The following is a 15,918-nucleotide window of genomic DNA, read 5'->3' as shown; positions in this document are numbered from 1 at the left end:
TGGCAATAAATCTCAGTTTATTGCTATCAAACTTTTGAAGCTGCTACCGCTTTAGCCCATTTAATGTGCAACTAAAGCTGGAATTTGTTGACCAATGGCCTGTAATTTCTCTGCGGGATACACCAGGGTATCCGGATTTAACTGCGCAGCCAATCGTGTGAACATCCATTGTACTTTGTCATCATTAATTAAAGCGTAATTTGCATTAGCTAATAATTCACGATGGAATCTTTTTCTTAATTCTAGGGGCGTTTCATGTTTTCTGTCTAAACCGACTGTCACTTCAACAGTTGTTGGCTCACCAAAATGCTCTGTTAACGCAATCTGTAATTGGTCAATAGCCACATCTGCTGCTAGATGCTTCTGATCAGGCTTTAACAATAACGGAATGGGATTATCTAAGCGCTGACAAACAGAATTGACCGCTAATTGTCTTACACGACCGCCAATACTCAGCGATGCCATCACTTTATACCAATGTAAGTCTAGCTCATCACCAGATATATCGTGCTCACCGTTTACCGCCAGTGCCGTTGAAGGCTGTGTTTCCTTCGTGGCAGTTGGTACTAATGATTGAGGTGCTAATGACTGAGGTGCTAATGACTGAGGTGCTGCAGTCGTTGCAGAAACTGTCTCAGATTGACCATGTCCTACCGGTTCGACGTAATTCGTAGCAGAATGTGCCTCACCACTCGAACTTGTATCACTATTAAGGGCAACTTTCTCAGTATCTTGAGCATTGTCAGTGATGCTTTCTTTTGTTAATAAGGCTTGAGCCATAGGCGGCTCAATCGCCCCTTCTGGTTTAACCCACGGCGCTTTATCGTTTTCATTATTAACAGAGTCAACAGCACTATCAACCGACGTTTTTGCCTGATTGCTGTCACCTATATCAGATGACTCAATTGTTGCATTTCCTTCTGCGGCATTTTTACTGCGTGGTGCGGGTACCTTTATACTAGGACTCGCTGCCGCCTGTTGCTTTTTTGCTTGCTCACCTTCTGTTGCCAGTGAGTTTACGTCAGCTTTTAATGAATCATTGGTGGCCAACACGGCATCAAGCAAAGCATCTAAATCTGCCGTTTCTTCCGCCGTTGGCTCTGGTGTAGGGTTTGGTGTTGCTTCAGATGCTGTTTCTGAAATAACGGCCGCGTTAGTTTCAACAGCTCGCGTTTGTTGCGAGTTCGCTGTTAATGGAGCATCGGTATACTGACTGTCAGAGAAAGCACTCATATCATCATGCTGATAATCATCCATTGAGCCTTCAGCGCTTGCTTGCGCAAATTGCTCATAAGCATCCATCGGCATGCCATCATGCTCATTTGATGGTAACTGAGGCTGCGACTCTGGTGTTTGCACCTCTTGTACCGGTACTTGATTTGTTACTTGTTCAGTCTTCGACTCTACTTCTTGCTCGGGCTTTTGTTCGGGCTTTTGCTCAAGCTTTTGTTGAGTGACTGCTTGTTGCTCAAAGCCTAAACTGCTGGCTTGGCTTAACAATATGGCTTGTTCAGCCGCAAGCGCTGCATCAGACTTATCTTCTGTTGCAGGAGCATCAGCTGATTGAGCCATTAACTCAGGTTTGGGTTTAAGTTCTGGTTTAAGTTCCTGTTTAAGCTCTGGTTTAAACTCTGGTTTAAGCTCTGGTTTTGGTGTTAGTTCTGGTTCTGACTTTGGTTTAAGTTCAGGCTTAACTTCCGCTGTCGCAACTGATTTAATCGCTGATGCAGCAATTGTTTCGGCGCTAGGTGCTGCAGGCAAACTTATTTGCGCGGCATCATCTGTATGCCAACGCTTTACTGGTTTTTCAGGTACAAAGGCAATTGCGCGCAGCAATGCCATTTCTAACCCTGATTTAGGATCAGGTGCAAACGCCAGTTCTTTGCGGCCAGTTAACAATAACTGATAGTAGAGTTGAACTTGCTCAGGCGTTAGTTGCTCAGCAAAAGCTAAAATATGTTCGCTGTATAATGATTGCTGCGCTGCAGCGGGGGCGAACTGGCTCAAGGTTATCTGATGCAATAGCTCTAATAAGCTGCGTAACACTTCGTCGGCATCTGCGCCAAAACTTAGAACCTGTTGAATGGTCTGCATCAAATTGGCGACATCTGCATCACATAGCGCTTTTAATAGTGCCAGCACTTGCTGCGCATCAATACTGCCCAACATAGATTGAACTTGTTGATGCATTACTTGGCCACTGCCAAATGCGATTGCTTGATCCGTTAGGCTTAATGCATCTCGCATACTGCCGTTCGCAGCTTTAGCCAGTAAGTCTAGTGCTTGAGGTTCGTACTCTAATTGCTCTTGAGTCAATATGAAGTCTAATTGCTTAGCAATTTCATCTTGAGAAAGGCTTTTTAAATTAAACTGCAAACAGCGAGATAATACCGTAACTGGTAGTTTTTGCGGGTCAGTTGTAGCAAGCAGGAATTTAACATGCTCAGGCGGCTCTTCAAGCGTTTTAAGCAAAGCATTAAAACTACTGCGAGAGAGCATGTGCACTTCATCGATAAGGTACACTTTAAAGCGACCACGTGATGGCTTGTACTGTACATTGTCCAGTAATTCACGGGTGTCATCCACTTTGGTGCGCGACGCCGCATCGACTTCAATTAAGTCGACAAAACGCCCTTGGGCAATTTCAACACAACTAGAACATACACCACAAGGCGTTGATGTTACGCCTTGTTCACAGTTTAATCCTTTAGCAAATAGCCGAGCTAAACTGGTTTTACCGACACCTCGAGTGCCGGTAAATAAGTATGCGTGATGTAAGCGCTGCTGAGTTAATGCATTTGTTAGAGCTAATAAGACGTGTGATTGTCCTACCATTTCTTCAAATTTTGCAGGGCGCCACTTACGGGCTAACACCTGATAAGACATGGAATTCCCCAAGCTTTAATAAAACGGGATGATTACGATTAATTTTACCCGAAAATAAAAATAACAATAACATGCAAGTGATTCTGGCGCTATTGATACACTATTTGCTGGGTGGGTTTGGCGAAGTATTATACCAATTCCATCAAATCGAATCGGAACCTTGAACAGCGTGATGGGTTTAATCTGAAGAGTTTCAACTTATTCGTTAATCGTTGCGATAGTCAATGCCATAACCGATGTAACAAATAGAGCAAGCAGAGCAATGTTCAACACTGCCCTGCCCAGTAGAGTGTTAAAGAGGTTTACTCGCCCTCAAACTCACATAAGGTTAGGATATCGATACCTAACGCTTCGATACGCTTCTCGCCGCCAATATCAGGCAGTGAGATAACAAATGCAGCATGAGCAACATCGCCACCGAGTTCACGAATTAACTTTACAGTAGCTTCGATAGTGCCGCCAGTTGCAAGCAAATCATCAACTACAAGTACTTTATCACCTGGTTTGATGGCATCAACGTGGATTTCTAATGTGTCTTTGCCGTATTCAAGATCATAGGTTTGCGAAATCGTCTTTCTTGGTAGTTTGCCTGGCTTACGTACAGGAACGAAGCCAATACCCAGTTCCAATGCTAATGGTGCACCAAATAAGAAGCCACGCGCTTCAGTGCCAACCACTTTGGTAAATCCAAGCGACTTATAGTGTTCAACAAATAATGCGATGGTCGCTTTATAAGCCTCTGCATCTTCTAATAAGCTGGTGACATCGCGAAACATAATGCCTGGAATTGGATAATCAGGAATGGCTTTAATGCTGTCTTTGATTAACGCTAAGCTGGTTGGATTCATAGTCATATTGATTCGTCTATTTAAAAAGGAATGGATTAATAGCCATGGTGCAATTCTGATTAAACTGAATTTGCAAATATAGTATCTGGCATATCACTCGATTTGGCTGATAGTAAGCATGTTTGAGAAGAGTTGCAACTAACGAGCAAAATACCAGCAACTTTTAATCTAACTCTGGGATCTGCCACATAAAAAGCAATAGCACACATAACATACAAACCAACATGATTTGTACCCACAATAATGGCACGATAGCAATACTGACGACGAAACTTAACGTTGTCATAATCATGGCTTTGCGCTTTAACTTTTTATTTATTGATCGTTTGTTTTGCCAGTCATTCAAACCTTGAGAAAACCATGGATGGGTCATTAACCAATGATGAAGTCTGTCACTTGAGCGTGCAAAACAATATGCCGCAAGCAAGATAAAAGGCACTGTGGGTAGCAATGGCACGACAATACCAATTGTACCGAGCGTTACGCTGGTTAAACCAACAATCACAAAAAAGCCGCGCTTTAACGACATATCTCTCCAGGGCCAAATCAAAAAAACCATTCAATAGAATGGTTTTTGGGTAACCGATACTATCAAAAATAGTCCGATATAATAACTGAGATTGGCAGTTAAATTAAGCCTGCAAGTCTCAAAGCTGAAATAGAAGCTGGTAATGTTGGTAATAGCAAAACAAGGATAAAACCAATAAAATACAAAATGTTAAATGGGTCTTTAAACGGCTGACTCATGTTATTAGATTCCTAAGAGTATTGTTAACCACCTTCTGGCAGCGTGAACTGGATCACAAAATTCGCGCTATTGTAAGTAAAAAGGTCGTCAATAAAAACCATAAAATAACTGTGCCATTTATTCTGCTTTATCTAGATTATTTATCGTGCAAATAATGCCCTTCTCTGCCAATTGCTGCAGCATCTGCAAGCAACCATTTGATAAGGCTTCACTGCTCATTTGCGGGTAGGAAGTTTGTAACCAACCAATAATATCACTCAAGTAGCAATTATCGGTTTGACTGATAAAACCGAGGACTTGGGCCGTAAGCGGGTTTAATTGTAAAAACACCACTTCATCATCAACATCTCGATATACGCAAAAACTGTATGCTTGTTCACTAGGCTCTGTTGGTTGATAATCAACACTAATATGCTGCACTTCATAGTGATACTGAGTCACAGTAGCCTTAGAAGATAAGCTTAGGGGCAACTCCGTTATCATTTCAGCTGATAGAGGCTGTTCGTTTTCATTATCAAATACGGTGGCAATGTATAACTCTAACCATTCATAATGCGCCAACTCCACCATAAAAGCTGGATCGTAATCTACCGTTTGATAACTGGTTTGTAGGAACGCAATAAACTCTTGAGATATTTCGATGAATATCGGTGTTTTACAATCAAAACTAACAAAAAATGCCTGTATAAGCTTACGCCATGCGTCATCAGTATAAAGTGACTTTAAAACTGGAAACGCACCAGAGACAAAGCCATCAACATTATTGAAAAAAAGTTCTCTGTATACTGTCATCCGCTCTAACGTCAACCCATCTGGTAATGGGTTACTAGGGTCGCGAATGTAATCCATAAAGGATTGTTGAGTGTCAATAAAGTTCATTAAGCACTCCTGATCTTTGTTGCAGTTAACGCTTGCTGCTGATATTGATGGATTTGATTAATCTCAAGCAATAACTCTGGTGTTTTAGGAATGTTAAAGTCTCGCTCTAATAATGTCGGAAATACCCCATGCAATTGGTAACTTTGTTGTAAAAGGGCCCATACAGGATCGATAACATCTGCGCCGTGAGTATCTACCATCAATTCAGGTGTTTCTTCATAATGACCTGCAATGTGCATGTATTCGATACGATCAGTTGGCATTGACGCTAAAAATTGTGCAGCGTCATATTGGTGATTAATTGAGTTCACATAGATGTTATTGACATCGAGTAGTAATTTACAGTCAGCCTCAGTAAGCACCGCATTAACAAACTCTTGTTCAGTCATCTGCGCACCAGGCGCTGCATAAAAAGAAACATTTTCAAGAATAAAAGGCCGTTCTAAAATATCTTCAACTTGCTTAATTCTTTTGGCTACGTAACTGACCGCTTCTTCTGTAAACGGGATTGGCATCAAATCATACATATGGCCCGTACCAGAACAGTAGCTAAGATGTTCTGAGTAAATATTGATTTGATGTAAGTCGAGAAAGGCTTTGATGTTTTTAACGAAATCAGTATCAAGCTTTTCAGGGCTACCAATTGATAAAGAAAGTCCATGACAAAAAAACTCGTGCTGTTCAGTTAACTGCCTAAACTGTTTGCCAAATTTGCCACCCAGAGTCATCCAATTTTCAGGTGCGACTTCAAAGAAGTCGATTTCATCAGGTACTTGCTGACAAAACTCATCAAGCATCTCTCGGCGTAAACCCAGTCCCACTGTTGCTTGCTTTGCCATTACAACACTCCATTTATGACTTTTTATCAATTAAAAAGGCCTGCATAACAGGCCTTATCATGACGTACTTTACGCTGACAATAAACACTCAATGGGGTAAAAAAATGTTTATCCGCTAAAGTAAATAAATAAGCAAACTAATTACTTAGCACCGCCACATTTACCTTCACCACACTTACCTTCTTTAGCTTTACCTTCAGCAGCTTTTTTCATATCGCCGCCGCATTTACCTTCACCACATTTGCCTTCTTTGGCTTTTTTCATGTCGCCGCCGCACTTACCTTCACCACATTTACCTTCTTTGGCTTTTTTCATGTCACCGCCGCACTTACCTTCACCGCATTTACCTTCTGCAGCTTTTTTCATATCGCCGCCACACTTACCTTCACCACATTTACCTTCTGTGGCTTTTTTCATGTCGCCGCCACATTTGCCTTCACCGCACTTACCTTCTTTAGATTTGCTTTCGCCACCATCAAGTTGGTAACCGGCATTCATTTGCTCAAAACCAAATGGGTTCGCTTCAACAGAAGTTGATACACCTGCAGTTAATACCACTGCGCCTAAAGCCATTGCTACTGTAGTTTGTTTTACTGAGTTCATAATAATCTTCCTTATATTCAAACTTTATAATGGTGACCAACAACTAACAGTGCTGGCTTACACTTTAATAGACCTACAACCGTTTACTTTTATTTCACAAAAATTGATCTAAATCATAATTATTTTCAAAAATTCTTGCTAGAAAGCCCAGACTATTTGTAATCATAGTGTAAATTTATGATGTATCAACCTGATATTTAAGATTAATATTACTTTTTCAACTTATTTGTATTTTTTCACTGTATTGAAATGAATTTGTATATAAAGCTAAAGTCGCTAGAATGGCGCTCCTTTAATTGACAACAGGTTGAACCGTGCGCGTAGTATTAGCTCCGATGGAAGGCGTCATTGATGATTTGATGCGAGAAATATTGTCTGAAATTAATCCATATGACTTAGTGGTCACTGAGTTTGTGCGAGTAATCAGCCAATTGCTTCCTGAAAAAGTGTATTACAAACTTTGCCCTGAACTCCATAACGGCGGGTTTACCGCATCAGGTACCCCTGTTCGTATCCAATTATTGGGGCAACATCCAAGTGTAATGGCTGAAAATGCCCAACGAGCCGTTGAGTTAGGCTCACAAGGTGTTGATGCTAACTTTGGTTGCCCTGCAAAAATGGTCAACCGCAGTAATGGCGGCGCGGTATTACTGCAATACCCAGATACCATCCACGATATAGTAAAAGCCATGCGAGATGCTGTACCTGCTGAGCAACCTGTTACCGCAAAAATCCGTCTAGGCTTTGAAGATAAGTCTTTGTTTATGGAAAATGCGTTAGCTGTATATGAAGCTGGCGCCACAGAGTTAGCAATTCATGCACGCAGTAAAGTCGACGGTTATAAACCTCCTGCTTATTGGGAATACATAACCGAAGTACGTGAGCGCTTACCGATTCCAGTGATTGCTAATGGTGAGATTTGGAATGCTGATGATGCCAAGCGCTGTATGGAAGTGACAGGCTGTGACAACATCATGCTTGGTCGCGGGGCTATGTCGCTACCAAACTTAGCGGCAACCATTAAAGATGGCGTAGCACCTTATACCTGGTCACAAACCTTAAGTTTACTGCTGAGCTACACCCAAAAACAGCTTATTGGCAAAAAATCTGATTATTATCCAGCACGGGTGAAGCAATGGTTCACCTATCTTAATAAGCAATACCCAGAAGCAGACATATTGTTTAGAGAGTTAAGAGTGATGAAAACAACAGATGATATTGTGGCGATTTTAGAAAAAGCATACGAGCAAAATAATAAATAATGGAATTAGTTATTTGGTTACCTGCACTTTATATGAATAAAGCTTAATATTAGATAACATAAATGAAGCCTTGATTTGATCTCCATCATAACAATACTGCTGTATAGCGTTAGACTACATACCCAGTAAAATGATTAAGTAATTAGGCCCTTTTGTGAGTACTCAAGAGATACAACAAACATTAATGCAAAAAGAAGCACAGCTTAAATACGAGCTAGTGCATCACCTGAATCAGCAGGTTAATGTAAATAGTGCAGCTCAAATTCATTTTAATATGAGTTTGACAGAGCTGATTGAGTTAATGAGTAGCCAAAATTTAACAGACAGCCCTCTTTTCAGCCAACTGACTCGCCTTGATGCTGCTCTTTGCCAACTAGAATTAGGTCTGTATGGTTTGTGCTCTGATTGCGAATCTGAAATAGAACCAGATAGATTAGCAATCGATCCTACTGAGCAGCGCTGCGCTCATTGTGATGCAAAACACCGTCAAGAACACCGCCAAGAACTTCGTTTAAGTCACTAACCTTTTTTATTTCTATTCTTCTTTATTCTCTCATTTACGTTCTTTGTTGAATTAAAACCAATCAAAAAACCTCCGACTCGCGGAGGTTTTTTAGCTTTAAACTTTAGAAAAGTTTAGAAACGTTGGCTTAAGCGAATGTAATAAGTACGACCTAATACATCATATAAACCTACGTTTACATCGCGGTAATCAGCGTAGTCATAATATGTTGGTGCTTCTTCATCAAGTATGTTGTTAACACCTACTGTGATAGAACCATTCATTGAGTGATTGTAAGCAAACTGCACATTATGTTTGAAGTAAGTATCATAGTCTGTGTAGTTGTCATACTCTTCTAGTTCACGCCAGTATTCAGCTGATTGGCTACCAATATATACTGTAGTCCATGCTGCACTGAAGTCATCGTAACTCCAACCTACTGCAAAGTTACCACGTAAATCTGGATAATCAGTAGAGCCTGAATAATCAATCATTGCAGATTCTGCATTATCCTGTTTCTTGAAATCAAGTACTTTTGATAGGTCAAGTTTGAAGTTCCAGTCACCAACACTACTTTCTAAGTTATACGCTGTGACAAAATCAATACCTGAAGTCTCAACGGTTGCAATGTTACGCACACCTGATTCAATGTACTCAATTTTTCCGTCAGCACCACGAGTAACGAAGTCAGATGTACCTTCACGTAACTCATCACGTAAGATGTCATCTACACCCACTGATTCAATCTTATTGTCATAAGTAATTGAATAGTAAGAAACCTCTACATTCCAATCATCATTAACATTCCAAACACCACCGACAGTAAACGAATTACCCTCTTCAGCTTCTAGATTTGGATTGCCACCGAACCAAGTTTTATGTTGTTGGTTAGGATCACAATATGTATCGTCATCATTACCTGCAGTATTACACCATAAGTTATCAAGTGACGACTCAAAGCTTAATGCTTGTGAAGAGAACATCTCACCCATGTTTGGTGCACGGAACGAGTCGCCATAACTTGCACGTAGTAATAATGAATCAACTGGACGCCAGCTTAAACCAAGCTTAGGCACTACAGCATCAAAGGTTGAAGAATTGACAATATCACCCGTTGCACCAGTAAGCTTACCTTCTTGCTCGTAACGTTCATAACGAACAGCAGCTGAAACTTCAAAGTTCGCAGGTAAGCCCATTTGGAATTCTAAGTAACCAGCTGTACGATCACGAGTTGCGTTAACATCGTCACCACCAGAACCACCAGAAATAATTCCTGCAGCAGACTCAGGATCTGAAGTTTGTTTAAAATCAATCATTTCATACTCAGCACCCGCAACCATTGCTAAGCTAAAATCACCTTCATCAATAAGTAAAGTAGAGACTAAACCATCAATTTGGGTACTTTCAAATTTACCTTGATAAACCCCTGTATGCGCAGCAGCGCCATACAGTTCAGACATTTGGCCATTCCACTCTTCATAGCTCATGCCTGAAGTGTTGAAAATATCATAATTACCAGTATCAATTTCACGCTGAATGATACTGTCATTAATCAAGTTATAGCCAAATGAGTTAGTTGTAGAAGATGAGCTTTGTACATTAAACTCCCAATCTAAGCCGTTACCTACATCAGCAAAACCAACAAAACCTGCTAAGATATCGAAATTATTCGTTTCAGTTAAAGTGTCACGTTCACCGATTTGAACTGAGCGCATGTAAACAGTAACGTCTTCTCCACCCGTTGAAGCATAAGGGTTATAAGGGTTATCTGCTGACATTACTGGATAGTTAGTTGATACTGGCGTACCCGCATAACGCGTTTCTGTTTCAGCTAAAGAAGCGGTTGCACGTCCACGGAATTGAATATCATCTGTAATATCGTAACTGAAATTAGTTAAGAATGAGTTACGGGTCGAATCACCAAATAATTTTGTCACTTCTCCATAACTGTATAAACAGCGTCCATCAGAGTTTAATACTGTATTATCTACTTGATCACAAAACTCTGAATTGTCTACCCAGCCAGAATCTGAAATACCATTAGGAACTGAACTAAATGTACTGTATGCACCATAAGATGGATCGTCTAACTTCCAAACATCACGATCCATAACAGCTTTAGTATCATAATACTCATAGGTAAAAGTGATATTCCCTTTATCAGTATTGTAACCAGTCGCTATTGATAAACGCTCTGCATCACCGCCTTCTACATCAGGCATCTCATAGCTGTAATCAAGTTGTACGCCATCAAATTCTTTCTTGGTAATAATGTTAATTACACCAGCTACAGCATCTGAACCATAAACAGCAGATGCGCCATCACGTAAAATTTCAATTCTTTCTACGATAGACATAGGAATTGAAGATGTATCTGCTACTGCGCCAGAACTTGAACTGGTTCCAGGCATACGACGACCATCCAGCAGTACTAATGTTGCAGAAGCACCAAGACCACGTAAGTTAACACTACTAGTTGAACTTGCGCCTGAGCCATAACCCGACACACCACGCCATGAGCCAAAGCTGTTAATAGCTGAGTTATTTAAAACATCTGCTACTGTTTTTTCACCGGTCATTGCGATTGCTGCTGCATCGATTACTGTGACAGGCGAAACGGTTTCCATATCGACTTGCTTAATACGTGAACCTGTTACTTCAATTCTTTCTACTTTCTCTGGTGCATCTTCAGCAAATGCAACACCTGAGAAAGCAACTGATGCTGCTGTCGCAGCTAGAATACTGCGACGAATCGCCTTAGCTGTTAACGTTAATGAACTCATGTAAATCTCCCTGGATGTTAGTTTTACTAACACATTGACTTTTTATTGTTTTATTTGGTTAAACCGAGGTTATAACCTCAGCTCGATACTGTTAAAACAACGTAAATCATTCAATGAGGGATACATTAATTTAACGATTTAGGTACAAATTGATACACGAAATAGTGAGCTAAATCACCATAGGTCGGCAAATAACCTTGAAAAACATGTGGTTGATTTTCACCAAGATATTACACCTTAAAAGCTGAGGCTGAAGATACAAAAAGAAACACCTGATACATGAAAGTAAAAACAACTTAACATACTGATACAACTGTAAATAATAAGAATAAAATCGACAGATACACCTTACATATGTTTAGGAAAAGTTAACTGGTTATTTTGTTTTAAAAACAAAAAATCCCAGCCGACATCTCGACTGGGATTTTATTAACAAGATTTCTTAAAAATTAAGACTTCTTGATTAGAACTTCACGCTAGCACGAACGAAGAAGTAACGACCTAATACATCATAAGTGTACGGATCGGTATTCGAATCGTTATTACCTGTGTAGTAAGGAGGCTCTTCATCTAATACGTTATTCACACCACCTGACAATCTAACTGTTTCGTTGATGTCGTAAGATGCTGAGATATCGTGGTAAACAATTGAGTCAACAGAAGGCGCGTAACACTCACTTGGATCATCTTTACAAGCGAATGAATCCATACCGTCAATGTAACGAGCTTCATAAGTCGCTGACCAATCGTCACCTGATGCAGTTAAGTTAAAGTTAGTTTTTAACTCAGCATATGCACCTACACCACCAGTGATGTAGCCAGTGTAATCAACTGCATTGCCATCTTGGTCAAATTCTTCGTATGTATCTAAGATAGAAGTATCAAGACCTGCTTTCCAATCTAAACCTAAGCCTTCGAAAGTATAAGCAAGGTTGATATCAAAACCAGAAGTGTTGGTTTCACCAATGTTTTGCAAACCATTATCAAATGCAATACGACCTGTGTTATCAATCGAGATATTCGCTGACTGACAAAGAGCAGTACCTTCATTGATCTTATTGCCATTAGCATCTAAACACTGGTTAGCAACATAGTTTGAATCAACTGAAGTAATTGTATTTGTAATAGCAATATCGTAGTAATCAACAGTTAACGATAAGCCTTCAACATAGCTTGGAGAATAAACTAAACCAAGAGTTGTGATATCAGCTTCTTCAGGAGTAAGGTTAGGATTACCACCTACTGTGACTTCTGCCTGAGTTTGCTCTGTAGCTGGATGAACAATTTGATCGAAAGATGGAGACTTACCACCGTATAATTCATCTACAGTTGGTGCACGGAAAGCGGTAGATTGAACACCACGAACCATCAAGTCATCAAATAAACGCCAAGTTAGACCTAATTTCCAAGTGCTGTCATCACCAAATGTGCTGTAATCGAAGTAACGAATTGCAGCGCTCATATCAACTTGTTGAGCTAGTGGTAAGTCACTTAATAAAGGAATCGCTAATTCAGCGTAAAACTCACTAACATCAAATGAACCCGATGTAGCTTCTACACGTGGGTCATTAGCAAGACCTTGAGCAGTTAATGAATCAGGAGTGAAGTATGCAGATTCTTTACGGAATTCATAACCCGCAGCAAAACCCATGGTACCAGCTGGTAAATCTACGATGTCGCCTGAAAGTGACAAAGCTGCGATATCCAGTTCACTACCACCTGCGTTAACTTCTGTATAAACAAATGGAGAGATACTATCACCCATCCAAGAAGACTGTAGGAATGGGTCAAAATCACCAGCTTGAACAGCATCATTGATAGAGCCGATGTTGTGTAGGTTTGCTAATGTGTCAACTGAATCATTCTTACCTTTGTTGTAAGAAGCATCCCAAGTCCAACCATTTTCGAACTCTCCTTCAAGGCCAACAACTAAACGAATAGTGTCAACAACCTGAGAAAAGTTACGAGTACCAGATTCAACCATACGACGACCATAGCTTACTTCTTCGCCAGCTTGAACCCAAGGTAATAAATCGTCAGTCATGAAACCGCCAGCTGACATTGGCTTGTATTCCCAAGCTGCTGCGTTCCAAATAGGCTGAGGTGCCATTTGTTGATCAGACCAACGCTTAGAGTACATCGCTTCAGAGAAGAACATAATGTTGTCTGACAGTTCGTAAGTACCTGCCATGCTTAGATTCAAACGCTCCATTGGCGTTGAAAGGAAGCTGTCTGCAGAATAGTTATAACGGTCATCATTTGTGAAGTCATGGTATTCACCATCACGACCACTTAAGTCAGCTGCTGATTTTCCATCAAAATACTGGAATTTAGCCTTGCCTTCACCATCATCAACATATTCACCGTAAAATCCAGAATCACCGATAGCATAAGCGCCATCAACACCAGTGCCTACGATGTTAAAGTTTTTATCACCCCAAACGTGTCCACCTTGTGAGTATGAAGAACCGGCACAATATAGGCCGTCAGCACCTTCAGCGATAGGACATTCTGAGAAATCACGATCTGCTTGGCTCGCGTCACCACGTTTGGTGTACTGAGCGTTGATGACAACGTTACCTTTATCGAAGGTATTACCCATAGTGAAATCAATGCTTGATTCGTCAGCGTCGCCTTGACCTGACATACCTGTTTGAACATTCAGTTCAAAACCATCAAAATCACGCTTTAAAATGACGTTAACAACACCAGCAATTGCATCAGTACCATAAACAGCTGAAGCGCCATCTTTAAGTACTTCTACACGTTGGATCATTGAAACAGGAATAGTGTTCAAATCAACTGAAGATGCAGCGCCTGTACCTGAAGCGATCATACGACGGCCGTTAACAAGAACTAGAGTACGATTAGCACCTAAACCACGTAAATTTACATTTGTGTTACCGCCAGAGCCATTATTGATACCAGCATTTGTCATAGCGCCACCAGAAGAAGTCATCTTCTGTAATACATCATCAATAGATGTAGCGCCTGATGCTATAATTGCTGACGCATCGATCACTGTAACTGGGCTAGCCGTTTCCATATCGGTACGTTTAATACGTGAACCAGTTACCGCAATTCTTTCTACTTTTTCAGCTTGTGCTTCTTCAGCAATTACACTGCCTGAAAAAACTGAACCTGTTGCAACGGTTGTTGCTGCTATTGTCAAAAAGCCACGGCGGATTGCCTTAGCTGTCAAAGATAATGAACTCATTATTAAACTCCCTTCGTCATAATCAAACATAAAGTCATGACGTTATATTTTTTTATTTTTAGGTTAATTATTTAATCAACCGAGAGCATTATTGTTAAATAAAATGACAATAGTCAACATCTATTACAAATTAATAACCAAGTATCATTACATTGATACAGACTTAATATTAACATGTGTTAAATTATTGTTAAATCGAGATATAACAAGCACTTATCGAATTTCAAGCTCACCAGGTTAAATATAATATTATTTTTTGTTAATTTTAAGTTATTAAAAAGATTAAATCAGATCAAATATTAGCCAATCAACCCAACCCCAATATTAATAAGTTAAATTATAGATCTTAAAGCCACGAATTAATTAACAAAAAATTAACTTAAGTAACAATTATTATTAAAAAAATAATTTTAAAATCACAATAAAATTAATAATTAGAAGTTTAATTTGCTTATTATTTAACAAATAAGCGACATTCAGCCAGATTAAAAAAGAGTAATTACTCAAGCTGATTAGAATAGGATTGCAACAATTGAATTTTTAGCAGGTAGAAAAGCAATACTTATTCACATATTTGGTAATAAGAAAGCCTCGATGTCGATTGGAAGTACAAAGAAAACCAATCTATAAATCACCTACAAGCTCGGAACTGGGGCTAGAGTAGAAGATCGAAAAGTTATCAGCAATTTTTAGACACAAAAAAGGAGCCATATGGCTCCTTTTAATCTAATTCAATTAAGAATTAACGAGTACGTGCACATAACTCTTCAGCACTGAAGAAGTAAGCAACTTCACGTTCAGCAGATGCTACAGAATCAGAACCGTGAGCAGCGTTCTCATCGATGCTTTCTGCGAAATCTGCACGGATAGTTCCTTCAGCAGCTTCAGCTGGGTTAGTAGCACCTAAGATTTCACGGTGAGCTAGAACAGCGTTTTCGCCTTCAAGCGTTTGAACCATGATAGGACCAGAAGTCATGAATGCAACTAAAGCACCAAAGAAAGGACGTTCGCTGTGCTCAGCGTAGAAGCCTTCAGCTTGTTCTTTGCTTAGGTGAACCATTTTAGAAGCGATGATTTTCAGGCCAGCAGTTTCAAAACGGTTGTAGATAGCGCCAATGTGGTTTTTTGCAACAGCATCAGGCTTAATGATAGAAAAAGTACGTTCGATAGCCATGAAAAGCTTCCTTCTTAATATAGGGTTTTTAAATTCGCGCGGATTATACGAAATTTACGCCTAGATGCATAGGGCTAATGGTGTCACATAATCAAAATGTCATCATGTGACTTAGCTTCTAGTCAAATTGTGATTCAACTCAAGTGATTCAACTCAAGCAAATCAACTATACAAAAG

Annotated in this window: 11 protein-coding genes; 2 read left to right on the top strand and 9 right to left on the bottom strand. The window is 40.0% G+C overall.

From position 1 onward, the window contains the following. Positions 1-60 precede the first annotated feature (60 nt). The 6 genes from dnaX to L2737_RS03435 all read right to left on the bottom strand — a co-directional run bounded on the left by dnaX (position 61) and on the right by L2737_RS03435 (position 6,803). The gene (gene dnaX / locus L2737_RS03460) at positions 61-2,886 is read right to left on the bottom strand and encodes a DNA polymerase III subunit gamma/tau (protein WP_248954785.1); all 2,826 of its coding nucleotides are present in this window, start codon (positions 2,884-2,886) and stop codon (positions 61-63) included. A gap of 302 nt (positions 2,887-3,188) precedes the next feature. Further along, positions 3,189-3,740: an adenine phosphoribosyltransferase gene (gene apt, locus L2737_RS03455; protein WP_198589576.1), complete on the bottom strand. Its 552-nt coding sequence runs from the start codon at positions 3,738-3,740 to the stop codon at positions 3,189-3,191. A 157-nt stretch (positions 3,741-3,897) separates the two neighbouring features. Beyond that, positions 3,898-4,263 (bottom strand): YbaN family protein, encoded by a 366-nt coding sequence (locus L2737_RS03450; protein ID WP_102528419.1) that lies wholly within the window; start codon positions 4,261-4,263, stop codon positions 3,898-3,900. Positions 4,264-4,599: 336 nt separating this feature from the next. Continuing rightward, positions 4,600-5,361 (bottom strand): HvfC family RiPP maturation protein, encoded by a 762-nt coding sequence (locus L2737_RS03445; RefSeq protein WP_248954784.1) that lies wholly within the window; start codon positions 5,359-5,361, stop codon positions 4,600-4,602. After that, entirely contained in the window at positions 5,361-6,200 is an 840-nt protein-coding gene (locus tag L2737_RS03440) for an HvfB family MNIO-type RiPP peptide maturase (RefSeq protein ID WP_248954783.1), read from the bottom strand. The genes L2737_RS03445 and L2737_RS03440 overlap by 1 nt, the downstream gene beginning before the upstream one ends. 141 nt (positions 6,201-6,341) lie before the next feature. Next, positions 6,342-6,803 carry an HvfA family oxazolone/thioamide-modified RiPP metallophore gene (locus tag L2737_RS03435; RefSeq protein WP_229368824.1) on the bottom strand — a complete coding sequence of 154 codons (462 nt, stop codon included), beginning with the start codon at positions 6,801-6,803 and terminating at the stop codon, positions 6,342-6,344. A gap of 314 nt (positions 6,804-7,117) precedes the next feature. Between L2737_RS03435 and L2737_RS03430 the strand changes: the two genes are divergently transcribed. Next, the gene (locus tag L2737_RS03430) at positions 7,118-8,065 is read left to right on the top strand and encodes a tRNA-dihydrouridine synthase (RefSeq protein ID WP_248954782.1); all 948 of its coding nucleotides are present in this window, start codon (positions 7,118-7,120) and stop codon (positions 8,063-8,065) included. A 154-nt stretch (positions 8,066-8,219) separates the two neighbouring features. Further along, the gene (locus L2737_RS03425) at positions 8,220-8,588 is read left to right on the top strand and encodes a TraR/DksA family transcriptional regulator (protein WP_102529633.1); all 369 of its coding nucleotides are present in this window, start codon (positions 8,220-8,222) and stop codon (positions 8,586-8,588) included. A 113-nt stretch (positions 8,589-8,701) separates the two neighbouring features. Here L2737_RS03425 and L2737_RS03420 read toward each other — a convergent pair whose 3' ends face one another. The 3 genes from L2737_RS03420 to ndk form a co-directional block, all read right to left on the bottom strand. Continuing rightward, positions 8,702-11,350: a TonB-dependent receptor gene (locus L2737_RS03420; RefSeq protein ID WP_248954781.1), complete on the bottom strand. Its 2,649-nt coding sequence runs from the start codon at positions 11,348-11,350 to the stop codon at positions 8,702-8,704. A 463-nt stretch (positions 11,351-11,813) separates the two neighbouring features. After that, complete coding sequence (locus L2737_RS03415; protein WP_248954780.1) at positions 11,814-14,567, bottom strand: TonB-dependent receptor; 2,754 nt, start codon at positions 14,565-14,567, stop codon at positions 11,814-11,816. A 742-nt stretch (positions 14,568-15,309) separates the two neighbouring features. Further along, a complete protein-coding gene (gene ndk, locus L2737_RS03410) occupies positions 15,310-15,741 on the bottom strand; it encodes a nucleoside-diphosphate kinase (protein ID WP_102526368.1) in 432 nt (143 codons plus the stop codon). Positions 15,742-15,918: the final 177 nt, after the last annotated feature.

The organism is Shewanella electrodiphila (assembly GCF_023283985.1).
GTDB lineage: Bacteria > Pseudomonadota > Gammaproteobacteria > Enterobacterales > Shewanellaceae > Shewanella > Shewanella electrodiphila.
Note: the sequence above shows the minus strand (reverse complement) of the source record. Positions and strands in the feature narration are given on the sequence as shown.